The 25,060-nt window shown below is 53.1% G+C and carries 17 protein-coding genes; 5 read left to right on the forward strand and 12 right to left on the reverse strand.

Annotation, left to right across the window (positions count from 1 at the left end; genetic code table 11):
* Positions 1–87: 87 nt before the first annotated feature.
* Both groL and ACO08I_RS23255 read right to left on the reverse strand, forming a co-directional pair.
* Positions 88–1,728 carry a chaperonin GroEL gene (gene groL / locus ACO08I_RS23250; RefSeq protein ID WP_421947266.1) on the reverse strand — a complete coding sequence of 547 codons (1,641 nt, stop codon included), beginning with the start codon at positions 1,726–1,728 and terminating at the stop codon, positions 88–90.
* A gap of 62 nt (positions 1,729–1,790) precedes the next feature.
* Entirely contained in the window at positions 1,791–2,066 is a 276-nt protein-coding gene (locus ACO08I_RS23255) for a co-chaperone GroES (RefSeq protein WP_044215854.1), read from the reverse strand.
* Between the two features lie 377 nt (positions 2,067–2,443).
* Between ACO08I_RS23255 and ACO08I_RS23260 the strand changes: the two genes are divergently transcribed.
* Entirely contained in the window at positions 2,444–4,171 is a 1,728-nt protein-coding gene (locus ACO08I_RS23260) for a T9SS type A sorting domain-containing protein (protein WP_421947267.1), read from the forward strand.
* Between the two features lie 82 nt (positions 4,172–4,253).
* Positions 4,254–6,938: a gliding motility-associated C-terminal domain-containing protein gene (locus ACO08I_RS23265; RefSeq protein WP_421947268.1), complete on the forward strand. Its 2,685-nt coding sequence runs from the start codon at positions 4,254–4,256 to the stop codon at positions 6,936–6,938.
* A 227-nt stretch (positions 6,939–7,165) separates the two neighbouring features.
* Here the strand turns inward: ACO08I_RS23265 and ACO08I_RS23270 are convergent, their stop codons facing one another.
* From ACO08I_RS23270 to ACO08I_RS23290, 5 genes are all read right to left on the reverse strand, one after another.
* On the reverse strand, positions 7,166–9,049 hold the full coding sequence (locus tag ACO08I_RS23270; RefSeq protein WP_421947269.1) for a propionyl-CoA synthetase: 1,884 nt from the start codon (positions 9,047–9,049) through the stop codon (positions 7,166–7,168).
* A 202-nt stretch (positions 9,050–9,251) separates the two neighbouring features.
* Positions 9,252–11,153 carry an acetate--CoA ligase gene (gene acs / locus ACO08I_RS23275; protein ID WP_282782069.1) on the reverse strand — a complete coding sequence of 634 codons (1,902 nt, stop codon included), beginning with the start codon at positions 11,151–11,153 and terminating at the stop codon, positions 9,252–9,254.
* 114 nt (positions 11,154–11,267) lie between these two features.
* Complete coding sequence (locus ACO08I_RS23280; protein WP_044145973.1) at positions 11,268–11,648, reverse strand: response regulator transcription factor; 381 nt, start codon at positions 11,646–11,648, stop codon at positions 11,268–11,270.
* Between the two features lie 111 nt (positions 11,649–11,759).
* On the reverse strand, positions 11,760–14,513 hold the full coding sequence (locus ACO08I_RS23285; RefSeq protein ID WP_282782066.1) for a sensor histidine kinase: 2,754 nt from the start codon (positions 14,511–14,513) through the stop codon (positions 11,760–11,762).
* A gap of 2 nt (positions 14,514–14,515) precedes the next feature.
* Entirely contained in the window at positions 14,516–14,722 is a 207-nt protein-coding gene (locus tag ACO08I_RS23290) for a hypothetical protein (protein WP_421947270.1), read from the reverse strand.
* A 349-nt stretch (positions 14,723–15,071) separates the two neighbouring features.
* Between ACO08I_RS23290 and ACO08I_RS23295 the strand changes: the two genes are divergently transcribed.
* Genes ACO08I_RS23295 through ACO08I_RS23305 form a run of 3 tightly spaced genes read left to right on the forward strand, consistent with a single transcriptional unit; the run spans position 15,072 to position 20,772 of the window.
* Positions 15,072–16,460, forward strand: a complete 1,389-nt coding sequence (locus ACO08I_RS23295) for an efflux transporter outer membrane subunit (RefSeq protein ID WP_421947271.1) — start codon at positions 15,072–15,074, stop codon at positions 16,458–16,460.
* Between the two features lie 10 nt (positions 16,461–16,470).
* The gene (locus ACO08I_RS23300; RefSeq protein ID WP_421947272.1) at positions 16,471–17,691 is read left to right on the forward strand and encodes an efflux RND transporter periplasmic adaptor subunit; all 1,221 of its coding nucleotides are present in this window, start codon (positions 16,471–16,473) and stop codon (positions 17,689–17,691) included.
* Entirely contained in the window at positions 17,692–20,772 is a 3,081-nt protein-coding gene (locus ACO08I_RS23305) for an efflux RND transporter permease subunit (RefSeq protein ID WP_421947273.1), read from the forward strand.
* Here the strand turns inward: ACO08I_RS23305 and ACO08I_RS23310 are convergent.
* From ACO08I_RS23310 to ACO08I_RS23330, 5 genes are all read right to left on the reverse strand, one after another.
* Positions 20,769–21,005 (reverse strand): hypothetical protein, encoded by a 237-nt coding sequence (locus tag ACO08I_RS23310; protein ID WP_282782057.1) that lies wholly within the window; start codon positions 21,003–21,005, stop codon positions 20,769–20,771. The genes ACO08I_RS23305 and ACO08I_RS23310 overlap by 4 nt on opposite strands.
* Before the next feature lie 73 nt (positions 21,006–21,078).
* Positions 21,079–22,773, reverse strand: a complete 1,695-nt coding sequence (locus tag ACO08I_RS23315; protein ID WP_282782056.1) for a sodium:solute symporter family protein — start codon at positions 22,771–22,773, stop codon at positions 21,079–21,081.
* Positions 22,774–22,827: 54 nt separating this feature from the next.
* Entirely contained in the window at positions 22,828–23,085 is a 258-nt protein-coding gene (locus tag ACO08I_RS23320) for a DUF4212 domain-containing protein (RefSeq protein WP_421947274.1), read from the reverse strand.
* Positions 23,086–23,154: 69 nt separating this feature from the next.
* Positions 23,155–24,447 carry a porin gene (locus ACO08I_RS23325; RefSeq protein WP_282782053.1) on the reverse strand — a complete coding sequence of 431 codons (1,293 nt, stop codon included), beginning with the start codon at positions 24,445–24,447 and terminating at the stop codon, positions 23,155–23,157.
* A gap of 249 nt (positions 24,448–24,696) precedes the next feature.
* Complete coding sequence (locus ACO08I_RS23330) at positions 24,697–24,987, reverse strand: ArsR/SmtB family transcription factor (protein ID WP_044148253.1); 291 nt, start codon at positions 24,985–24,987, stop codon at positions 24,697–24,699.
* Between the last annotated feature and the right edge of the window lie 73 nt (positions 24,988–25,060).

Raw genomic sequence — 25,060 nt, forward strand, 5'->3', positions numbered from 1 at the left:
TTACCTATAAGGGAGGCAAGAAGGCTTATGTTGTATCCGCTGCAGCAAAAATCAGGAGCTGCGAGCGTTACTTTTACGGATTCATGATTACATCATGCCCGGCATACCACCTGGCATACCACCTGGCATACCTGCACCAGCGCCTTCCGGCTCTGGCTTGTCGCTGATCACACACTCGGTAGTCAACAGCATGCCTGAAATAGAAGCGGCGTTCTCCAGCGCGATGCGTGTCACCTTAGTCGGGTCGATCACACCGGCTTGCTTCAGGTCTTCGAAGACATCAGTGCGGGCATTGTAGCCGAAGCTGCCTTCGCCTTCCTTCACCCGCTGGAAGATCACAGAGCCTTCCATACCTGCGTTGTCCGCGATAGTGCGCAGTGGTGCTTCCAGAGCTTTGCGAACGATTTGGATACCAATGGTCTCGTCCTCGTTGGCGCCCTTCATGTTTTCGATTGCAGCGATCGCACGAACGAGTGCCACGCCACCACCGGCAACGATACCTTCTTCCACGGCCGCACGGGTCGCGTGCAGGGCATCATCCACACGGTCCTTCTTCTCTTTCATTTCCACTTCAGTGGCAGCACCTACGTACAGTACAGCTACACCGCCTGACAGTTTGGCAAGGCGCTCCTGCAGCTTCTCCCGGTCGTAGTCGGAAGTGGTGGCTTCGATTTGCTGCTTGATCTGATTGATACGTGCCTGAATCTGGCTCTCGTCACCGCTACCGTTTACGATAGTGGTGTTGTCTTTGTCCACGGTGATCTTCTCAGCAGAGCCCAGATGCTCCATGCCCACATTCTCGAGCTTGTAGCCTTTCTCTTCGCTGATCACGGTGCCACCGGTCAGGATGGCAATGTCTTCCAGCATGGCTTTGCGGCGGTCGCCAAAACCTGGCGCTTTCACGGCAACAACCTTCAGCTGTGCGCGCAGGCGGTTCACAACGAGTACGCCCAGTGCCTGGCTCTCAATGTCCTCTGCGATGATCAGCAGCGGGCGGCCAGCCTGCACCACTTGCTCCAGTACAGGTACGATGTCCTGCATGTTGGAGATTTTCTTATCGTGGATCAGGATGTATGGGTTTTCATACTCCGTCACCATATTCTCGGTGTCGGTTACGAAGTAAGGAGACAGGTAGCCGCGGTCGAACTGCATACCCAGTACTTCGTCTACGTAGGTGTCTGTACCTTTGGCTTCTTCCACAGTGATGACACCGTCCTTGGATACACGCTTCATCGCGTCAGCGATCAGTGTACCAATTTCCTCGTCGTTGTTGGCAGAGATGGAACCCACCTGCTTCACTTTCTCGAAGTCGTCGCCTACTACCTCAGACTGCTCCTTGAGGTTGGCAATCACGGCCTTAGTCGCAGCATCGATGCCACGCTTTAGGTCCATCGGGTTGGCACCTGCGGTTACGTTCTTCAGGCCGGCAGCCACCATAGCCTGAGCCAGAATGGTAGCCGTAGTCGTACCATCACCAGCGATATCTGCTGTCTTAGACGCGACTTCCTTGACCATCTGAGCGCCCATGTTCTGTACGGCGTCTTCCAGTTCAATTTCTTTGGCTACCGTCACACCGTCCTTCGTTACCTGAGGTGCGCCGAAGCTTTTTTGGATGACCACATTACGGCCTTTAGGGCCGAGGGTTACTTTTACTGCATTGGCCAGAGCGTCTACGCCTTTGCGCAGTCCTTCCCGGGCATTTCTATCAAAGCTAATTTCTTTAGCCATTGTAAGCTTGATTTTTTTGTTTTGTTAAAAAGGTTAGGATTGGGATGTAAGAGCGGAAAGGCTTATTCGTTGCCTTCCAGGATGACAAGGATGTCGTCTTCGCGCATGATCAGGTAATCCTGGCCCTGATACTGCAGCTCCTGGCCTGCATACTTACCGTAAAGTACGATATCGCCAGCCTTAACGGTCATTGCGTTGCCGTCCTTGCCTGGACCTACTGCAACCACTTCGCCACGCTGTGGCTTTTCCTTGGCTGTATCAGGAATAATGATGCCGCCCTGTGTCTTTTCTTCTGCCTGGGCGGGCTTGACCACAACTCTGTCATTGATGGGCTTCATAATCTTTAGAATCCGTTTTGTTAAACAATGATATAGCGAGCCCACAGGCTCATCTATGTCCTATCACAGGACGTGCCAAAACGGTTTTCCTGACAATATTGCAGAAATGGCAGGGGAGTGGCAGGTCTTTTGGCGGGAGTAGGAGCAGAATTGGCAGTTTTAGTTGGCATGGGAGGGGAGAGAAGCACTTGGAATCAATCGAGCGTCTGCCAGGGCAAAAGTTGACAAAAGTTACTGTTAAAAAGGGGGTTTCTGCTTCGGCAATGTTCGGGCATTTGCTAACTTTACAGTGTCGTAAACCAGCGTTCTATTTCAACCTATTTACTTGAATCCCTATACTTCGGAAGCCTTCCTGTGGTATGAAAGAAAACTAAAACATGAAAAAATACGCTTTTCTCTTTTCTGCTTTTTTCTTCACTGGTATTATGGTACCCGCTCAGGTAGATACAATTCCTGACCTTGCTCTGATTCCAACGGGAAGCGATTGCAATACTTACGAGGTGAGCATGTCCAACCCCCCAACGGGCGCTTTGGAACATTTAAAAATTACAGTTTCTATTTCCCCTAATGGGAGCAATCTCAATGCCACGTTAGGCAATGCGCTTGAGGCAGATGACTATGATTTGGAGGTTACATCAATAAATTCAATTACAATAAGCAGGCTGAGCACCTCTGCTGCTACTAACTTTCAATTGCCGTCCATGCCCGATACAAGCCTGACACTTTTTGCCTTTGAGTTTTTTGGGCAATTGGGGGATACTGTTACAGCAGAAATCGATTCTTTAGTGATGATAACGTTGGCAACTGAAGATTCAATAGGAATAGATAACCCCTATACCATATCAAGTTCTAGTGCTTCTTGTATCTTTAACGAGGGGGCTGTGCTTTCCGGGACTATAACGTCGCTCCAGAACTGCATGGGGGCCATTAATCATAGTATAGCAAATGCTACGGTTGTTATTTCAAGCACCAATATGCCAGATTTTACGCCTGTTTATACTCAAACGGATGCTGCTGGAGATTTTTCTGGTATTGTTGTTGGCGGAGGAGATTATCTGGTGAGCCCTGGGTTTAACCTATCTGAGCCTGATTGTGGCTTAGATGATCTGGATATTGCACTGGTATCAGGCTATAATTTGGGTGTCGCTCCTTTTACCAGCCCATGGTCGGTTGTTTCGGCTGATTTCAACTTAAGCAACTCTATAAGCCTCCTTGACCAAATTGGGATGAGAAGGGCAATTCTGTTTGATGTTTACCCGGAAGGCTTTCAATCTTGGCGGATAGTTAATGCTGGCGTTTTAAATGGCGGCAGCTTAAATGAAAACGCCTTAAGCTTAATTACAGAGACGGCAACTGTGGCTGATGTCCCGTTGTCAGGCGTGTCAAACATCAATTTTATTGCGGTTAAAACAGGAGATGTAAAGGTATCCTGCAATCAATGCATCACTACCAATAGTTCCGCAAACAGCGTTCCGCTAGCCGGCTTGAAATCAGAAATAAGAGGGGATCTATCGGAAGGCGGAATAATCGAGCTTCGATTATCACCGGAGGAAGCGTACCAACAGCTATGGTTAATTGGGCTTGAGTTTATCCTTTCTCCCGAGCACCTTGAAATACTGGAAATCCGTGGGGAAGGAGGTTTCAGGTTACAGGAAGAGGGATATGCCGTGAATGCTCAGACCGGGCACTTTCATGGCATCTGGCTTCCACTAGAACAGCAATTCCTGGAACTTGGAAAGGGCGACCAATTGACCGTAAGGGCGAAAGTGAAGCAGCCTTTCTCAACCATAGCTGAAGTCTTTTCGCTATTGAACGGTGCGAATATTTACCCGGACGGGAATAAGCGCAGTTGGTCAATATCCCCGCAACAGCACTCAAAAGTTGCGGTTTTCCCTAATCCATTTGGAGCGCAATTTACAATCAGTGGGACAGTGGAAGTAGGTCAACTCCGCGTATTTAACGCTGTAGGGCAGTTGATCCATCAGCAGCAGCTTCAGCCTTTAGTAGAGCATCAGATCATAGCCCACAATTGGCAGCCCGGCGTCTATTTCTACCGGGTGGAGACCCCTTCTGCTACGACTTCCGGTAAGCTCATCCGTAAGTAGTTCTGTTTCTAAAATCAAAACATGGCTCGGCTTTCTCTTTATGGAGAGCTGAGCTTTCTTCCTATTCCCAAATTCTAATCCCATGGCGCATTCTAAACTTCTATTGCTGCTTGGCTTTGCCCTAGTTTCACTTTCCGTTTCGGCTCAGGAGTTGTATTTTTCAGCAGGCTCAGACGATGATTCACTGAACAGTTATATTGGAATTATTGATTTGTCAACCTGTGATACTGCACATGTCATAGAGCCGGAACGCCCGATTGGCAATTGCACCTTTGACCGGGATACGAACCTTTACACTGCAATAGCAGATACGATATATCAGGTGGATTTGGAGACCGGAATATTATCCTATGTTACAGATTTTGGAGTAATACCAGGAGAGTTTGGTGCTGTAGTTTTTGGCTTAGAAGTCATTGGAGAGACCTTGTTTGCTGTGTTTTATTCACCTGGGGTTGCTTTGGGGAAATATAACCTAATTACCGGGGAGCAAGAAATACTGAACCCCAGTTTCGGAGAGGTAGACCCTATTGCTGCGGCTTCCGGATTAACTGTGATTAACGGACATCTGGTGGCTAGTACTTGGAAAGATGGATTTTATCAGTTAGATACCAATGATTTGTCCAATAGCCAATTGCTTTTCCCTCACCCAATTTTAGAGCCTTTTTCCAATGGTCTGGGTACGGTGTCCGTGGACTGCCAGAATAGCCGTACTTTTGTGACTGATGCGGTATTACAGCAAACAGACGAAATTCTAGAAGTTAACTTTGAAACACAAACTCTTGAATTCGTTTGTAGTGTAGATTTTCGAATTATCAGTCTTTTCGCCCTTGAAGAATCCCTCCCCCCGCCCTGCGCGCTGGAAGTTAACCCAATAGGTGGTGCATCCCCAGGTAGCGCCTATCAGGCCGACACGGCTTGTACGGGTGCCCCACAGCCCATCCTGCCGCCAAGCCTGGAGCTGCTCTCCGAGATTGGGTTTATAGATTCTATCCGGGTTACGCTGTCAGGCCCGGGCGGCATAGATGAGCAATTGGCAGGTACTGGCACTGATAGCATTGTAGTGCTTGGCAGTGGCAGTGCTCAGCTGCGCTTCCTGCCCCAACAAGGCCGGCCTTCATTGCCTGCCTGGGAGGCCGCGCTGGGTGCAGCCCAGTACACCTACGGAGGCCCGGGCCTGCCTCCGGAGGGCACCCGGGAAATCAGAGTGGTTGCTTATGCGGCAGGCAATGCGAGCGATACAGCCCTGGCGTACCTTCCCATTTTCCCATATCCGCCATCAGCGGGAGAAGATGTAACGGTGGCCCTCTGTCCGGGCAGTGCCCCGGTAGACTTGTTTGCTCAGCTCGGCGGCAGCCCGGCTCCCGGTGGGCAATGGCAGCCCGGCAGTGGCAGTTTCGACCCGGAAGCAGATGCGCCGGGCGCTTATTTTTACATTCAGTCTGGTGCGCCTGGCTGCCCCGGTGATACCGCTGTGGCTACGGTCAGCCTGCTTCCCCCGCCGGTGTTCAGCCTGGGCGCAGACACGGCCCTATGCCAGGGCGATACCTTGGTGCTGGAAGCCCCGGCGGGCCTTCAGGTGGAACAGTGGCAGGATGGCAGCACGGGTTTGTCCTTCACGGTGGCACAGGCAGGAGATTATGCCCTGCAAGCCAGTAACAGCGAAGGCTGCACCGGTTCGGATACGATAACAATCGCTTATTCGGATTTCTCGGGCTTGCTGCTGGAAACTACGGATGTTGTCTGCTTTGGGGACAGCACCGGTGTGCTGGAGGCGGTGCCCTCCGGCGGCTTGCCACCGTATGCGTACAACTGGCAGCCTGTTGGGTTGGGTGCAACAGTTACCGGGCTGCCTGCGGGCACTTACAGCGTTACGGCCACAGATGCGGCGGGCTGTGCGTTCTCTTCGGCAGCTATCATTGAACAGCCTGATTCACCGATAGCAGTCACCGACACCCTGCGCCGCTGCGCCGGGGAGCCTTTCTTTTGGGAAGGGGAGCCGGTCCTTTCGGATACCTTGCTGCAAGGGGTTTACAGCAGTGTTGAGGGATGTGATTCGCTGTATGAGCTGCATTTGTACTTCTCAGATACAGTCCGGAGCAGTTTGCAGGCTGACATTTGTGCGGGCGGCACATTTAGCTGGGAAGGGCAGGTGTGGGAGCAGGATACAAGCGTTTGTATGACTTACAATACGGTGGCTGGCTGTGATTCTCTTACCTGTCTTGAACTGGTTGTTGCGCCGCCTGTAGTGGTGAGCGCAGGTGCAGATCAGGAAGTGTTGCCGGGGCAGCCGGTCACGCTGTCGGGCAGCAGCAGCGCAGCAATGGTGCAATGGCTCCCCGAAGAGGGATTAAGCTGCCCAACTTGTTTGTCCACCGATGTAGAGCTGATGGCTACCCAAGTGTACCAGCTGTTAGCCACAGATAGCCTGGGCTGCACGGCGATGGATGAGGTGCAAGTAACTGTCCTGCCATCGTCCGCATACTACCTGCCCAATGCTTTTTCACCTAATGGAGACGGCCGCAACGATACCTTTGGGCCCCTGCCAGCACGTCCGGGCATTGAGGCGGCACAGTTCCGGGTGTTTGGCCGCTGGGGCAGTCTGGTTTTTGAGCGCAGCAATCTGCCTTTGGAAGACGGGCGCCTCTTTTGGGACGGGCAGGTCAGGGGCGAAAGCGCCCCGGCTGGCGTTTACGTCTGGATGCTAGAGGTAAGGCTGCCAAATGGCAGAGTGGAGCAAGTGCAGGGAGAGGTGTTGTTGCTGCGTTAAAGAGCGCTTGATACGAAAGTTAGTGAAAAATAGAAACCCGGATTGCCTTCGTAATCGAAAGGTGTGCATAAAAAATTGCACTTTTTCCTGGATAAGCTGGAGCAGAGCGGGAAGCTCTACCCCAGCAGCCATAGGGCTTAAATGCAGAGGGTTGCCTTTGTGTTTTGTGCAATTTGTTATACACACAATCGAAAGTAATCCGGGTTTTATTCAATCTGTAGCTATGCTTAAACCTGAGCCTCTCGCACCTGAGCCTCCAGCTCCGGCAGCACGCTCATATCCTCAATAGTAGAGGGTGGGTTATACGGCTTGCCATCCACAATATGGCGCATAATCCGACGCAGGATTTTGCCCGAGCGGGTCTTGGGCAGTCGCTGCACCACGGTGGCCTTTTTGAAGGAGGCGACCGGGCCGACTTGATCACGCACCATCTTAATCAGTTCCTGTTCCAGTTCAGCATCCAAAATATCAGCTCCGGCTTTGAGCACGACAAAACCGACCGGGATTTGCCCCTTGAGGTCATCATGCACCCCAATGACGGCGCACTCGGCAACCAATGGATGAGCCGCTACCACTTCCTCCATCTCTGCCGTCGACAAACGGTGGCCGGCCACGTTGATGATATCGTCAATGCGCCCGGTAATGAATACATAGCCATCCTCATCAATATACCCGCCGTCACCGGTGAAGTAGTAGCCGGGGTAGGGACTGAGGTAAGAATCGATGAAGCGGGCGGTATCCTGCCAGAGATTGGGCAAGGTGCCGGGCGCTAAGGGCAAGCGGATCACGACAGCGCCTTCTGTATTCGGCGGCACCGGTTCTCCATCGGGGCCCACGACTTTAAGGTCGTACCCGCAGACTGGCTTGCCTGCTGAGCCCGGCTTGACAGGCAAGAGTTCCACCCCTGCCATATTGGCGAGCATGGGCCAGCCCGATTCGGTCTGCCACCAGTGGTCAATGACAGGCACCTGCAGGACATCCTGGCACCATTCCAGGGTAGACACATCGCAGCGCTCGCCTGCCAAAAAGAGGTAGCGGAGTTTGCTCGTGTCGTACTGCGCTTTAAGCTTCGCTTCGGAGTCTTCTTTTTTGATGGCCCGGAAAGCGGTGGGCGCGGTGAAAAACACACTTACGCCATATTCTTCCAGCACGCGCCAGAAGGCGCCGGCATCGGGCGTGCGTACGGGCTTGCCTTCGTACAATACCGTGGTACAACCGTGGATGAGCGGCGCATACACAATGTAGGAATGGCCGACCACCCAGCCAACATCAGAAGCGGCCCAGTAGACCTCGCCCGGCTCTACGCCGTAGATGTACTTCATGCTGAACTTCATAGCCACGGCATGGCCGCCGTTGTCGCGTACAATGCCCTTAGGCTTGCCAGTGGTGCCGGAAGTGTACAAGATGTACAGCGGGTCCGTGCTCTCCACCGGGACACAGTCAGCCGGTTCGGCATCCGCCAGCAGCACATCCCAGTCAAAATCCCGCCCCTCTTTGAGCGGGGCCTCCAGGATATCCCGCTGATAGACAATCACCCCCTGCACCTGATGCTCGGCTTCCTCCAGTGCCGGATTGACAATCTTCATATAGTCGATCACCCGGTTGATTTCCTTGCCCGCGCTGGCGGTAAGGATGAGCTTGGGTTTGGCGTCATTAATACGGATGGCAAGTTCATGAGCCGCAAAGCCCCCGAAGACTACGGAGTGGATGGCGCCCAGCCTCGCACAGGCCAGCATGGCTACTACGGTCTGCGGGATCATGGGCATGTAGATAATGACTGTATCGCCTTTCTCTACCCCCTGTGCTTTGAGCACGCCGGCAAATCTGGCCACGCGGTCCAGCAACTGCGCATAGGTGATGGTTTCTTTGGTATCCGTTACCGGAGAGTCATAAAAGATGGCAGGCTGATCGCCCCGTCCGTTGGCTACATGGTAGTCTAGCGCCAGGTGGGAAGTGTTCAGTTTGCCGCCCTTGTACCAGCGGTAGAGGCTGTTTTCGTCCTTGAAGGAAATATCGGACGGTTTTTCAAACCAGTCAATGGCGTCCGCCTGAGCTTTCCAGAAAGCTGTGGGGTCCGCCATGCTGTTGTTGTAGAATTCCTGATAAGTCATAATGGTTTTTGTTTGCAGGGTGCGCAGGGCTTACCCAAGAATAGAGAACTGGCCAGTGGTGAGGCCATTGAAATGGTAAGTTGAGGCTTTTGAAGAAGATTAGGAATGACAAAGGTCACGGGATAAAAAATGGCGGGCCACTCCATCCGGAGCCATACCCGCCATTCTATTGACTTATGTCATTCACAATTCAAATCTAACTTTATACCAATGCAGTGTCTTTGATTTCATCAACGACTTCCGGATTGAGCAGGGTAGAGGTGTCGCCCAGGTTGGACGTATCTCCGCTTGCTACTTTACGCAGTATACGGCGCATGATTTTGCCGGAGCGGGTCTTCGGCAGCCCGGAGACGATCTGAATCTTGTCGGGCTTGGCAATCGGTCCAATCTCCTTGACCACGACCTGAATCAGCTCCTTGCGGAAAGCATCTTCATCTTCGATATCGCCAGAGACAATCACGTAAGCGTAGATGCCCTGACCCTTGATATCGTGCGGATAGCCCACTACGGCTGACTCGACAACGAGCTCGTGCTCATTGATGGCGTTTTCCACTTCCGCGGTGCCCATACGGTGGCCGGAAACGTTGATCACGTCATCCACGCGGCCGATAATACGGTACATGCCATCCTTATCGCGGCGGGCACCATCACCGGTGAAGTAGAGGTTCTCAAAAGCGGAGAAGTAGGTCTGACGGCAGCGCTCGTGGTCGCCGTAGGTGGTCCGCAGCATAGATGGCCAGGGGTATTTCACGCAAAGCAATCCTTCGATGTCGTTACCTTCCAGCTCTTTCCCATCGGCATCCATCAGGCAGGGCTGAATGCCCGGCAGCGGATACCCGGCGTGTGCCGGCTTCATCGGGCTATGCTCGCCCAGCCCGCCGATCATAATGCCGCCGGTCTCGGTCTGCCACCAGGTGTCTACGATCGGGCAGTTCTTTTTGCCCACCAGCTCGTGGTACCATTCCCAGGCTTCCTCGTTGATGGGCTCGCCCACGCTGCCTAGTACTTTCAGGGAGCTGAGGTCGTACTTGGTCACATGTTGGTCGCCCTGAGCCATGAGGGCACGGATGGCAGTAGGAGCCGTATAGAATTGGTTGACTTTTAGTTTTTCGCAGGTTTGCCAGAAGCGGCCGGCATCCGGATAGGTGGGGACGCCCTCAAACATCACGGTAGTCGCACCGGCCAGCAGAGGGCCGTAGACGATGTAAGAGTGGCCGGTAATCCAGCCGATGTCAGCCGTACACCAGTAGATATCGCCCTCCTGATACTGGAAGACATTCTCAAAAGAATACTTGGTGTACACCATATAGCCACCGCAAGTGTGTACCACGCCCTTAGGCTTACCGGTAGAACCAGAAGTGTAAAGGATGAAGAGCATATCTTCGGAGTCCATTTCCTCTGCCTCGCAGGCTGTACTTTGCCCGTCTACCTCATCGTGCCACCATTTGTCGCGGCCGCTTACCATATTCAGCTCCCCACCAGTATTTTTATGAACCAGCACCATCTCAATGCTGTCACAATCCATGGCCAGAGCGTCGTCTACTACTTTTTTGACCGGGATGTTTTTTGTGCCACGGCTGTTGTAATCCGAACAGATGACGGCTTTGCAAGTCGCGTCCTTGATACGGTCAGCCAGTGCCTGAGCCGAGAAGCCGGCAAAGACCACGGAGTGGATCGCCCCGATACGCGCACAGGCCAGCACACCAATTGCCAGTTCCGGCACCATAGGCATATAGAAACAGACGCGGTCGCCTTTGCCAATGCCGTTGGCTTTTAGTGCATTTGCTGCCTTGCATACCTCGGCATGCAATTCCTTATAAGTGTAAGTGATGTTCTCTGCGTCTGCATCGTTGGGCTCAAACAGGATGGCTACCTGATCGCCCCGGGTCTCCAGGTGGCGGTCCAGGCAGTTTTCTGTGATATTCAGCTTACCGCCCACAAACCAGTTGACATTAGGCTCTGTGAAATTCCAGTCCAGCACTTTATCCCACTGCTTGCGCCAGGTAAATGTTGAGGCCTGTTCTGCCCAGAATCCTTCCGGGTCTTCCACGCTCTTTTGGTAGACCGCTTTGTAGTCATCGAAGGACTTGATTTGCTGTGTCATAAGTCTTGTTTTTAGGCAAGCCTTTTTACTTGGTCAGGCAATAAAGGCTTTTAAATTTTAAAATATCTAGATATTTAGATGTTTATATCTGTAAAGTAAAAAAATAGAATTCGGTTATCCAAATTCTACGACCTCATTTATTGTATTAATGAGCTCTTTGTTGTCAAAAGGTTTGGTGAGATAGACTTCGCCCCCGGTGGCATAGCCCTGGAAGCGGTCTGCCTGAGTGCCTTTAGCGGTAAGGAAGATAATGCGGGTATCCTGATGCTCGGGCGTATTGCGAATGCGGCGGGCGACTTCGAAGCCGTCGATACCGGGCATCATAACGTCGAGCACTACAATTTGAGGGGACTGTTGCTGTACAAGGTCTAGCGCGCTTTCACCATCTGAAGCTTTGAAAACCTGATAGCCTTCCTGCTTGACCAGGTACTCCAGGGCGACCAGGATGTGCGGCTCATCGTCAACGAGTAGCACCTTAGTGGTTTGTTTATTCATGTCTGATCAGGGCGAATGAAATAATACTTTGCTGGTTTTATAATTAGCCTGCTAAAATTACAGATTTTTGGAAAATAAAAAAATTTCAGCACGGGTTCTTATTCGACAATTCTACTGCTCAGGAGGCGGTACACCATTGCTTTGTTTTTCAGAGTACAGAGGCAGGGTCACTTTAAAGGTGGCGCCCATGGCAGGTTCACTTTCCACCGAAAGCCTTCCCCGGTGCTGGCTTACGATGGTGTGGGTGATGAACAGGCCAAGCCCGCTGCCCTGTGGCTTGCCTTTGTCGCTATCACTGATCTGAGTAAATTTTTCAAAGATCAGTTCCTGGTCGCGGGGAGAAATGCCGGGGCCATTATCCTGCACTTCGATATAGCCGCCTTTGGCCCCCTGATAGCAGCGCAGGTGCACTTGCCCCTTTTCGTCATCGGCAAACTTGATGGCATTGGACAGCAGATTGACGACTACCTGCGTGAGGCGGTCAAAGTTGCCATACACCGGCACAGGGGCATCTTTGATGATAAGCTCCGGCACAATGCCTTTGTCCCGCATCAGTTGCCGTAAGCCATTGAAAGCCTGCCGGGCCACTTCAGCCAGGTCAAGCGGTTCAAGCTTCAGGTCTTCCGGCTGTGACTGTATTTTCTCCAGGTCGAGTACCTGATTGATCAGCCGGGTGAGGCGCTCGCTTTCCGTAACCACGATAGAGAGAAACTCTGCACGCTGTTCTTCAGGCATATTGCGGTTGTCCAGCATGATTTTGGACAGCGCTTTGATGGAAGTGATGGGGGTGCGCAGCTCGTGGGTTACGGTAGTGATAAAGTCGGCCTTGAGGCGGTCCAGTTCCTTAAGCTGCTCGTTAGCTTGTTTAAGCTGCAGAGTGGTGCGTTCGAGCTCGGCCGATTTTTTCTCCAGCGCCTTGCTGTACTCTACAATTTCCTTGGTTTGTTCAAGCACCTTGAACATTTCCTCCAGACTGATGGGGTCTTCCTTGGCAATGGAACCTATGATGATTTTCGCTGAAGCGGCCCCAATAGCACCAGCCAGATGGGTTTCTGCATAGTTGATCAGGTTGGCCTCTGCGGTTTGCTGCCGGGATAAATCCACGCGGTTGCGGTTTTCATAAGCGGTCAGTAAAGATTGGGACCGCGCTACGCCCAGGAAGCGATTCATCAAAATACGGATATCCCGTACTCTGGCCCGCCGCCGCATAACTTCGTACTCGCTACCACCGGAGCGGTACTTGTAAATGTCCACAAAAAGATCAGCCTGGGAAATCTCCAACGGGCTCTGCTGAGTATTTAAAGATACAATAATGTAAGCAAAGGTATTCAGCGCCAGGCTCCAAAAAGCAGCATTAGCTACCGGGCTGTAGCCGCTTAGTCCAAAGAGGGCATAAGGTTGGAGCAGCCCCCAGCCGAAGAGCCCTTCCGCCATGACCCGGTCGTTGACCAGCCCCGTTTCCACCAGGGTGGGAAAAGGGAGGCAAAACGCCCAGATGAGAAACCCGATGCTCAGCCCCCAGATGGCCCCCTTCTTGGTGGCGCGCTTCCAGTAAATACCGCCCAGGACCGCCGGCACAAACTGCGCTATGGCCGTGAAGGAAATCAGCCCCACCGATACCAGGCTATACTGTTCGCCCACAGCTTTGAAATAGGCATAAGCCAGCAGCAAAACGAGGATGATGCATACCCGCCGAATGCCCAAAAGACTGCTGCTGATGCTGTACGGATTGTCCTGCCGGAAGTCCTGATTTCTGACAATGCCCGGCAAGACCAGGTTGTTGACGATCATGATGCTGAGCGCAATGACTGCGACGATCACCATGCTTGTGGCCGCCGAAAAGCCCCCAAGGGCCACAAACAAGGCCAGCGTTTCGTATCCTGCTGCCAGTGGGATGCTCAGCACGTAGCTGTCCGGCTCCACTCCGCCTTCCGGGAACATCATCAGCCCCGCTACTGCAATAGGCAGCACAAAGATATTGATTAGCAGCAGGTACAGTGGAAACATCCAGGATGCCCGGGACACATGTGCTGCATTAGTGTTCTCTACCACAGCTACATGAAACTGCCGCGGCAGCAGCATGACTGCCGACATGGACAGGAAAAGCAGCCAAAACCACTCCCAGCCATTCAGCCCGGCCGATTCCAGGGTAAACAGTGCCCGGATGGAAGGCACCGCTGCCCCTTTGCTGAAGATATCCCCAAACCCATCGTACAGCCCAAAAGTGACAAACAGGCCGATCGCAAGGAAGGCCACCAGCTTGAGCAGGGACTCAAAAGCGATTGCGGCTACCAGTCCGCCGTGGCGCTCATTGGGGTCGAGGTTGCGAGTGCCGAAAAGTATAGTGAAAGCTGCCAGGGCTATGGTGATGTAGAGGGCAGTGTCCAGGTAAAAAGGGACATTCGCATGGGAAGCTGTGGCTTGTCCAACCAAGAGATCAAAGCTGCTTGAAATCGCCTTAAGCTGAATGGAGATGTAAGGGATAATGCCCAGCACAGCAACCAACGTGGCAATCACCCCCAAAAAGGTGCTCTTCCCATAGCGGGAGGAGATGAAATCAGCAATGGAAGTAATACGTTGGGACTTGCTGATGAGAATGATTTTTTTGAGCAGCAGCCACCAAACCGGAGCCAGTAATGCCGGCCCGAGGTAAGTCGGCAAAAAGCCCAGCCCGGTAGTTGCCGCCCGGCCCACGCTCCCGTAAAACGTCCAGGCCGTACAGTAAACCGCCATAGACAAGGCATAGATAGCCGGGTTCTTCACGATGCTCTTGCCAGCTGCCTCCCGCTTGTCTGCTATCCAGGCGATGAAAAATAACAGCGCCACGTAACCAATTGATATGCTGATGATAAGGATAGGCTGCACGGTCAGTCTTTTTTAGCCTTAGCAGGACGCGCCACCCAGGCCGTCAATGCGATGATACCGCCCCAGATGACAAAGAAGTACCAGTACAGCTTTGGCAGCCCAAGTAAGAGCCCCTCCCGGCTGAACAGGCTGACCAACGGAAAATTAAACAGCATTACTCCCAGTAGGAAGATGCTGATGAGTTTCAGGCTGCGGTCATTGGTGGTCATATCCGGCGGTTTGGGGGTAAGATAGGGAATTTTGGTTTTTTGACGCACGCAGTTTTCCCTTCAGGAGCTAGCGCAGGCAGGAGTGGTTTTTTGATTGGGAAAAAGGCTCTGCTGCCCCTCGGTCCCCTAAAGGGGAAGTTCCGCCCGCGATTAGAAAGCAGAAATTTAGTTTGGATAAGAAGGCTTGATGGGCGCGGCTCCCCCTTCAGGGGCTAGGGGCGAGCGTGGGCAGGAGTGGTTTTTGAAGTCATCTCCCAAAAAACCTGGCCCACCCCAAAACCGAACCTCTCCCCACTGTACCCGTTCCAAAGTTGCAACATTAGTAAACGCAACCGAAAACCCACTGACCATGCACGCCGCCCGGCCCCTGCACTTTTTGACAACTTTATTGCTTGCGGGATTGCTCGCCCTGCCGGCCTGTGCCCCCAGGACGGGAACCACCACACTGCCCGCAGAAGTGCCCGATGCTTTCTCCCAAACGGGCGAACTGGAGCTGCCGGAAAAATGGTGGACGGCCCTTGGAGATACGGCCCTGAACCGGGTGATGGATACGGCTCTGACCGAAAACTTCAATCTGGTGGTAGGCTGGGAGCGGTTGCGGGCGGCCCGGGCGGTAGCAGACCGGGAGTCGGCAGCGTTGTGGCCAGACCTGGAGGCTAATATGCAGGCTGGAGCAAGTTTTCCACAACCTAACTTCGTGGGCGGTGAGAATGTGCGGCTGAACCTGCAGTCGCAGTATGAGGTAGACCTCTGGGGGCGGATTCATGCCCTGGTGGATGCGGAGCGTTTCCGGCGGGAAGCGACCCGGGCCGATTATCAGGCGGGGGCGATGACCCTTTCAGCAGAGGTGGCGCGTACCTGGTTGCAACTGGCAGAGGCCCGCGGGCAGCAGGCCATCCTGCAAGCACAGGTGGAGACCAACGAACAGATTCTGCGCCTCATCCGGCAACGGCTGGGCATCGGTCAGGTGCGGGGCGTTGATGTACTGCGGCAGGAGCAGTTGCTATCGGCTACCCGGGAGCAGCTGGCTTATGTGCGGGCGGATCTACAGGCCCTTAGAAACAGGTTGTCTGTATTGTTGGGACAGGCGCCCGGGGCAAGCCTGCCGGCTTTGCCTGACACGATATTCGATCCACCCAATCTTCCCGAAACCGGTTTGCCGCTGGAGCTGGTCCGCCGCCGGCCGGATTTGCAGCGGGCCTTCCTTCAGGTCAAAGCAGCAGACCGGGAACTGGCAGCTGCAATCAGCAACCAATATCCAAGGCTTTCCCTGAGTGCTTCCACCAGCTTACGGTCCAATAACCTGCGCGATGTTTTTGAAAACTGGGCCTACTCCCTGGGCGCTAACCTTGCAGCGCCTCTGCTGAACGCCGGACGGCTGCGGGCGGAGGTGGACCGGAGCCGTGCCGTGCGCGATCAAAGGTTATACGAATACGGTCAGGCTACCCTCCTGGCTTTCCGGGAAGTTGAGGATGCTCTGGCGAGAGAGTTCCACCAAAAACAGGCTATCGGGTCCATTGAAGACCAAATCCGCCTGGCCGAACAATCCTACGAACAACTCCGGCTGCAGTATTTCAACGGCACAAGTACTTACCTGGATGTGCTGACTGCCCTGGACCAACTACAGCAATTGCAACGCAACCTCCTTTCCGCCCGCTACCTCCTGCTGGAATTCAGGATCAGCCTTTACCGGGCACTGGCAGGCCCCATTGATACCCCCAAAGCCTCCACACAGTAAATTAAAGAACATGAACTGGAAGCGCACCTTACTGATTTGTATCCTCATCCTGGCCGTAGCTGGCGGGGTCGTCTTTTGGATTTTCAATACCGAGCCCGAAGCACAGCGGCAGGGTGCAACTAAGAAAACGGACATGCTGGTGGAAGTGGAACGGGTCCAAATGGGCACCTATCAGCCGACTATTGTGGCGACAGGGACCGTTCAGCCCGCCCGGCAGGTACAGTTAAGCCCAATGGTAATGGGGCAGGTGGTCCGAATAACGCCGAGCTTTGTCCCCGGAGGATTTGTACAAAAAGGGACGCTACTGTTACAGCTGGATCCCGCCGATTTTAAGAATACCCTACAGCTCCGCGAAAGCGAGCTGGCACAGGTGCAAGCCGACCTGGAAATGGAACAGGGGCAACAGCAGGTCGCACGGCAGGACTACACCTTACTGGGCGACACCCTATCCAGGGAACGGGAGGCCCTCGTCCTCAGAAAACCTCAACTCAATGCGGTTAAAGCCCGGCTGAAAGCGGCAGAAGCTTCAGTGGATCAGGCCCGGCTCAATCTGGAACGAACCGCCATCCGCGCACCCTTTGATGCCCAGTTGCTGAGCCGAAACGCAAATGTAGGCGCACAGGTCGGCCCCGGCGATAGCCTTGGACAACTCATTGGCACAGACAAGTACTGGGTGACGGTAGCCATACCCACGGCACAACTGCAATGGCTCGATTTTCCCAAAACGGCTCAACAGCGGGGCGCACCGGTAAAACTGACGAGCCCGAATGCCTGGAAGGAAGGCGCTTACCGCACCGGCTACTTATTCAAACTACTGGGTACCCTGGAGGGCAACACACGCATGGCAAGAGCCATTGTCGAAGTCCCTGACCCACTGGCGCTAAAAGCTGAAAATTCCGGCAAGCCCCGACTGATGATTGGCGCATTTCTGGAGGCACATCTGGAAGGAGAAACTATGGATAGCGTGGTCCGCCTCAACCGCGACCTGCTGCGGGAGGAAGAAACAGTCTGGGTAATGCAGAAAGACAGCCTGGATATCCGCAAGGTGGAGGTGGTGCTCAAAGATGCGGAATATGCCTACGTCAGTTCCGGTTTGCAGGCGGGCGACCAGGTAGTGCAGACCAATCTGTCCACTGTGGTGGAAGGTGCCGCCCTGCGCCTGCCCAAAGCGTCTTCCGCCGATTCTTCAATCACATCAACAGATTCCCGCACCACAAAAGATGTACAGTAAATGAGCCAGTCTGACCACAAGAGAGGGGGCATTGCCTACATGGCCCGCAATTCCATAGCCGCAAATTTATTGATGATCCTGCTGATTGGTGGGGGCGTATGGTCTATGTACAGCATCCAAAAGGAGGTTTTTCCACAATTTCAGCTGGATATAGTGGAGGTAAGCGTGGTTTATCCGGGCTCTGCTCCGGCAGAAGTGGAGCAGGGGATACTGCTACCGGTGGAAGAGGCCGTGCGCGGCGTACAGGGTATTAAGGAAATCACTTCCACCGCCGAGGAGGGGTCGGGCCGGGTCTCTATCGAACTGGTGGCGGGTACTGACCGGATGAAAGCCTTTCAGGATATTGATCAGGCAGTCAATCGCATCCGTACCTTCCCGGATGATATTGAGGAACCGGAAGTCCGCCTGCAGGCCCGGCAGCGGGAGGTTATTGAAATTGGGCTTTACGGCGATGCGGACATCTGGACGCTGCGCAAACTGGCGGAGCAACTCCGCGACCGGCTGCTGAGTACGCCGGGCATTACGCAGGTGGAAATCGGCAATGTGCCCGAATACGTCACCCATATTGAAATCCCCCGCTATCAGCTTCGCCAGTACAACCTGACCCTGGGGCAGGTCGCCGACCTGATTGCCCAATCCAGCCAGGATGTGCCCGCCGGGGCAGTGGAAACCAAACGGGGCGAGATCTTGCTTCGGATGAAGGAGCGCAAGCAATTTGCTGAGGAATTCGCCCAGATCGAGATCGTCACCGGGGAGAATGGTGCACGGGTCGCCCTGGGCGATATTGCCCGCATTGACGATGGCTTTGAGGAGACCGGATTCCACGCTCAGTTCAATCAGCAACCCTCGGTAGAGCTGCAAATCTTCCGGGTGGGCGATCAGTCGCCCCTGGACATTGCGAGTTCAGTACAAGGCGTACTGCTTGATTTTGAGACCTTTTTGCCGGAAGGCATCACCTGCCGCATCGACAGCAACACCGCCGAAGACTACCGGCAGCGCCTTTCTCTGCTCACAGAGAATGGTGTGCTGGCCATTGTGATTGTGTTAGTCATTCTGGGGCTTTTCCTGGAGTACCGCCTCGCCTTTTGGGTAATGATGGGCATGGCGATTTCTTTTATCGGGGGCATTCTTTTCCTGCCGCTTTTTGGCATCAGCATCAATATGGTTTCCATGTTCGGCTTCCTGGTAGTGCTGGGCATTGTCGTGGATGATGCCGTGGTGGTCGGTGAGAATATCTACGAGTACCGGCAGCAGGGCTATTCCTACATGGATGCCGCCATAGCAGGAGCTAAAGACATGGCCCGTCCGGTGACCTTTAGCATTCTTACCAATATCATCGCCTTTGTGCCCCTGCTGTTCATACCCGGTACCACCGGTAAGTTTTGGTGGCCTCTGCCCGCCGTAGTGATTATCGTGCTGGCCATTTCGCTGATTGAAGCCCTGTTCATCCTGCCGGCACACCTGGCCCACAGCTCAAAGGGCAACCGCTTCAAAATCGGGCAATACCTCGACCGGGGGCAGCAGCGGATAGCCAAAGCCTTTACCCGCTTTATTGACCAACGGTACCGGCCCCTACTGAAGCTATGTCTGAAGCATCGGTACATCACACTAACTACTGCCGTAGCGCTCCTTGGTATGGTCTGCGCCTATGCCTATAGTGACCACATGGGCGTCATCATGATGCCGGAAGTAGCAGCTGATGAAATCGAAGCAGGCGTTTCCCTTCCGGTAGGTACGACCATCGATCAGGCCGGAAGGGTCGCGGAGGAAATTACAGCCTCCACGCAGCGGATGTTTGACACCCATGATCTGTACGAAGTAGCAGAAGGGGTGAAGACGAATGTGCGCGGGCAAAACTTTATTGATGTGGAAATTGTCATGAAGCCTCCCACCGAACGCGATATGACCGCCCAGGAAGTCATAGAAATCTGGCGGGACGAAATCGGAGAAATCGAAGGAGTGGATCAGATCACCTTTGAGGCAGAGCGCGGCCCCGGTGGCTGGCAGCAGGACATCAGCGTAGACCTGAGCCATGAGGACGTGGCCGTTCTGGAAAAGGCCAGCCAGGATTTTCTCAACCGGATGGAGTCCTTCACTGCCACCCGTGATGTGAACGACAATTACAATAAAGGCAAGCAGCAGCTGGACTTTAAGCTGCTGCCGGAAGGGCGCAACCTCGGGCTAACCTCCAATGAAGTGGGGCGGCAGGTCAGGAATGCGTTTTTTGGGGCACTGGCGCTGCGGCAGCTCCGGGGCACGAATGAAATTGAAGTCCGGGTCAAACTGCCGGAAGCCGAGCGTAAGGATATGTATAACCTGGAGGATTTTCTGGTGCGGAGCCCGGCCGGAATGGAAGTCCCGCTAATGGATGTGGCCCGGGTGGAAGAGACGGAAGCATTTACCTCCATCAACCGGAGAGATGCCCGCCGTATTGTAACGGTAGGTATGGACGTGGAGCCTTCCAATGCCGTGACCCGCGTGCTGGAGTCTATTCAGGAGGAAGTACTGCCGCAATTGCGGGCCGATTATCCGGGAATTACCTGGAGTTTCCAGGGCAGTCAGGCCGATATGCGGGAGTCCACGCAGGCCCTGTGGGGTGGTTTCGCCTTAGCGATGATGGTGATTTATGCCTTGCTGGCTGTTGCCTTTCGGAGTTACACGCAGCCGTTAATTGTGCTGGGTGCCATTCCGTTTGGCATTGTGGGCGCGGTGTTAGGGCATATTTTATTGGGTTACGACCTTTCCCTTATTAGCCTGATGGGCGTGATTGCCCTGTCCGGCGTGGTAGTCAACGATGCGCTGATTATGATCGACTATGCGAACAAAAAACGCCAGGAACAAGCTGCTTTTTCTGCCATTTTGGATGCCGGAGTGCGCCGTTTCCGGCCTATTTTGCTGACTACGCTTACGACCTTTGGCGGATTGACGCCGATTATCCTGGAGACCTCCCGTCAGGCCACCTACCTTATTCCGATGGCCATTTCTTTGGGCTTCGGCATAGTCTTTGCGACCTCTATTATTCTGGTGATTGTTCCCTGCCTGTATCTGGCCTTAGAAGATATTGGAGGCAGCCGGGCTTAAGCCGCCTTTGCCTTTTCCGCTTCTTCGCCAGGCCATAAGCCAAAGAAGGAAGGGTTAAGAATTTTGGATCTGACCAGAGCCCAAAGAAACAACAGCCCGAATGCACCCAGCGCTACGGAGATGATGAAGTGCCCGTTGAGCTGAGGCTCCAGCAGTATACGCAGGAAAAGAGTGCCGATGATGTAGATAGAAGCGATAATATCTGACGCCTTGCGGCCAAGTTGAAGTTTCATAGCAGGAATTTGGTTAAGATGAAAAATTGGGCAGCCACCCGGAGACAGCTGCCCGTAAATGGTTTGACTTTTTCTAGTGTGCGTGCGCCTCGCCTGCACCACTTGGGAGACGAATATCCTCAACGATATCCTGAACATCCTGAGGTGGCGGAGTCGTCATACGGGATACAGCAAAGGAAACAATGAAATTGACGAACATCGCTACCGTGCCAAAGCCCTCCGGAGATATACCGAACCACCATTGCTCAGGCGTGCCGCCCCCGAAGCCGTCGAACTTGAATTTGATCATGTAAAAGAGCATCAGAGTGATACCGACAATCATGCCTGATACAGCTCCCTGCCGGTTCATCCGCTTATCGAAAATACCAAGGATGATAGCAGGGAAGAAGGAAGCCGCTGCAAGCCCGAAGGCCAGGGCCACAACCGCTGCCACGAAACCGGGAGGGTGTATACCAAAGTACCCGGCCACCATTACTGCAAATACGGCACCGATACGAGCGGAAAGAAGCTCGCCTTTCTCGGAAATATCCGGTCTGATCTGCATTTTGATCAGGTCACGGGCAATAGAGGTAGAGATCACGAGTAGCAAGCCCGCCGCAGTGGATAGTGCGGCAGCGAGGCCACCGGCAGCCACAAGGGCAATCACCCACGCGGGCAGGTCCGCAATTTCGGGATTCGCCAGTACCATAATATCGCGGTCAATCTTCAATTCATTGGTAGCAGCGTCAGCTACGTATTGAATGGTGCCGTCATTGTTTTTGTCGTCGAAAACAATGAGTCCGGTCTGTTCCCATTTGCTAAACCACTCCGGCATATCAGCGTATGGCTGATTGCTTACCGTCTCAATAAGGTTGGTACGGGCGAAGGCAGCAATAGCCGGTGCCGTAGTGTAGAGAATGGCGATGAAGACCAGGGCATACCCTGCAGAAACACGAGCGCCCTTCACATCAGGCACCGTAAAGAAGCGAACGATTACGTGGGGCAGTCCAGCGGTACCGACCATCAGCGCAAAGGTGATAGCGAATACGTCGATCATGCTTTTGGTGCCGCTTGTGTATTCGGCAAAACCCAAATCCCGGTGCAGTTGGTCCAGCTTGTCGAGCAAGGCCATATTGGAGCCATCAGTCATAGTGCCAATGAAGCCGAGCTGTGGAATAGGGTTGCCTGTCATGTTCATGGAAATAAAGATAGCTGGGACCATGAAAGCGAAAATCAGCACGCAGTACTGCGCTACCTGTGTGTAGGTGATGCCTTTCATGCCGCCGAGAACCGCGTAGAAGAAAACGATCGCCATACCGATATATACACCGGTATTAATGTCTACTTCGAGGAAGCGGGAGAATACCAGCCCCACGCCCCGCATCTGTCCGGCCACATAAGTGAAGGATACGATGAGCGCACAGATCACGGCTACCGTACGGGCTACATTAGAGTAATACCGGTCCCCGATAAAATCCGGGACCGTAAACTTTCCGAATTTCCTTAAGTAGGGGGCTAAGGTTAAAGCCAGGAGAACATAGCCGCCCGTCCAGCCCATTAGGAATACACCGCCATCGTACCCCATAAAGGAGATCAGGCCCGCCATGGAGATGAAAGAAGCCGCCGACATCCAGTCTGCTGCGGTAGCCATGCCGTTGGCAATTGGTGGCACACCACCGCCGGCTACATAAAACTCTGAAGTAGACCCGGCCCGCGCCCAGATCGCGATACCGATGTACAGCGCAAAGGTGATGCCTACTATGATGAAAGTCCAGGTTTGAACACTCATGTTATTGTTGTTTAATTATTCGCTAATTTGATAATAGATTAGGGCTGCTGGCCACTAACTGTCATACCCATATTTTTTATCGAGCTTATTCATTAAGCTAACGTAAACGAAAATGAGGATGACGAAAACGTAAATGGAGCCCTGCTGAGCGAACCAGAAGCCGAGCTTGGCACCGCCGATTTTGACCGTGTTCAGCGGCTCTACCAGAAAAATTCCAAATACATAAGAGACAAGGAACCATACGGCAAGCAGAATGCCCAGGTAAACCAGGTTCTCTTTCCAGTACTTTTGAGCTTTGTTGTCGTTGGACATAAGCCTGAGTTTTAAGATGATTGAATATAGTTATCTAAATATTTTGTTGCGTTTCGGCAAAAAAATAGTCTATAAGAAGATGTGTGCCTGCATACGGATTTGGCGCACATCCTGAATGTTGCCATTGGCATCAAGGCCGCCCTCGCGGACATCGTTGCTGATCGTGTGGTATTCCAGCGTCAGCTTTGCGCTGTGCCCGTTGAGGAAGTAGTTGAGGCCGATATCCACCGCTGAGGTGTTCTCGTTAAAGCCACCGTAGTTGCCAGTTTGTGCAGCGATGTAAGGCATGAACCTTGAGTTAGGAAGTTTATACCCTACATGCCCGTACAGCACGCTTCCCGTTCCTGCCCAGCGGGCAACGTAGTTGTCGCCGTAGTTAAAGCTCATAAAAGAAGCGTAGGCATTGAGGCAGTCGCCATCCGTTACCGGCATATCCAGAAACGCATCAACTGCAAAGTGGGTCACGTTCTCGTGTTCGCCTGTTGCCTCATTGAACATACCATTGGGATGGGCAAAAAAGCCCGTGCCCAACGCGAAGATTTTCTTGGTGCCCAGGTAGCTACCAACGGCATAAGGTAGTTTTACAGATTCGCTATCCATGAAGTTGTACCGGAAGTAACCTTCGATAATGTTATTTCCGGTTAGATTGCCATCCCTGTCAGGAGTGGAAACGCCGGTATAGGCAAGGCTGCTGCTGTTGCTGCCATAGCTTACGCCATTTCCGAGCGGTAAGCCGGCATTAGCATTTCGTCCCGGGTTGTTCAGCGCGATCCGATAGTCAAATTTTCCAATAACCCCCTTGGCATACAGGCCTAAGTGGCGTGCAAATTGGTCTGTAACCCCAAGCGAGTGCCAGTGCACAAACGGGCGGGGGTTGTCCAGCGTCATAAAATTGAGCGTACTCTGATTGGACAAACGGGTGAGGCCTTTCCAGTAGTGGAGCCCACCACCAATAAAGAAGGAGTTGTCGTTGCTGACTTTGAATTCTGTCCAGGCATCATGCAGGAAAAGCTGCGGGGCATCCCCGTTATTGCCCAGCGAGGTCATATTGCCCGGCGTCAGGTTATTGAGCCCAAAGTGGGTCAGGATCAGAAAGCGCGGAGAAACCTGCGCAAATGCCAAAAAGCGGGAGCGGCGGGCCAGGTGCGTCAGCTGCAGGTTGGCGTCTTCCACTGCCAGGTTGTTCGTGACCGTCCAGTGCTGATGCCAGACGATAAACCGGATATATTTATTGCCACTTTCATCAAGCCTAAGTGTGAGTGGCTTGTAAGAATGATCGATGTCATCCTCAATAATCTGCGCCTGCATACTTACTGCCAGCAGCAGCAGGGTGAGGGTCAGGATTTTGGTGAAAAGTTTCATACTAACTGTTGTTTGATTTGTTGACGAGCATATTTTACTTCAGCTAAAGTATATAGATATGTATATGTGTGCAAGTTTTCTCGTGCTTTTTTTCTGCATTTTTCAAAATCTTATTGCAAATGCTATGGGGTTGACCAAAAAAATATGTGGAAAAATGGGTGGTGGCTTGTTGGTTCTATGGCAGGCAGATGTGGCGTAGCTCGGGAAAGGGGCACATTGCAGGGAGGTAGTCAGTCTTTGCCTGAAGGGTTAAATGACTTTTTTCAGCGTCTTGATAATCTCATAAAATTCTGCACGGGTCAGGGAGTAGAGGGAGTTTTTGCCGTCGCGTTCGGCAGTAACGACGTCCTTTCCTTTAAGGATGCGAAGATGATGGGAGGCAATGGCCTGTTCGATATTCAGGTGCTGGTAGATGTCCGTTACAGTCATTTGCCCGTTGTTGTAAAGCAGGTCAATGATTGCAATGCGTATGGGGTGGGCAATCGCACGCAGTGTCTCAGTCGAGTCTTCCAGAAAATTGACGTTGAAATGAGTTTTCATGGCTATGTACTATGAATGGCCGCACTTGGGTTAAGCAAAGAAACAAAACTCCAAAATAGGGTTACCGGCTGAT

Source organism: Phaeodactylibacter xiamenensis, from assembly GCF_965229835.1.
Classification (GTDB): domain Bacteria; phylum Bacteroidota; class Bacteroidia; order Chitinophagales; family Saprospiraceae; genus Phaeodactylibacter; species Phaeodactylibacter xiamenensis.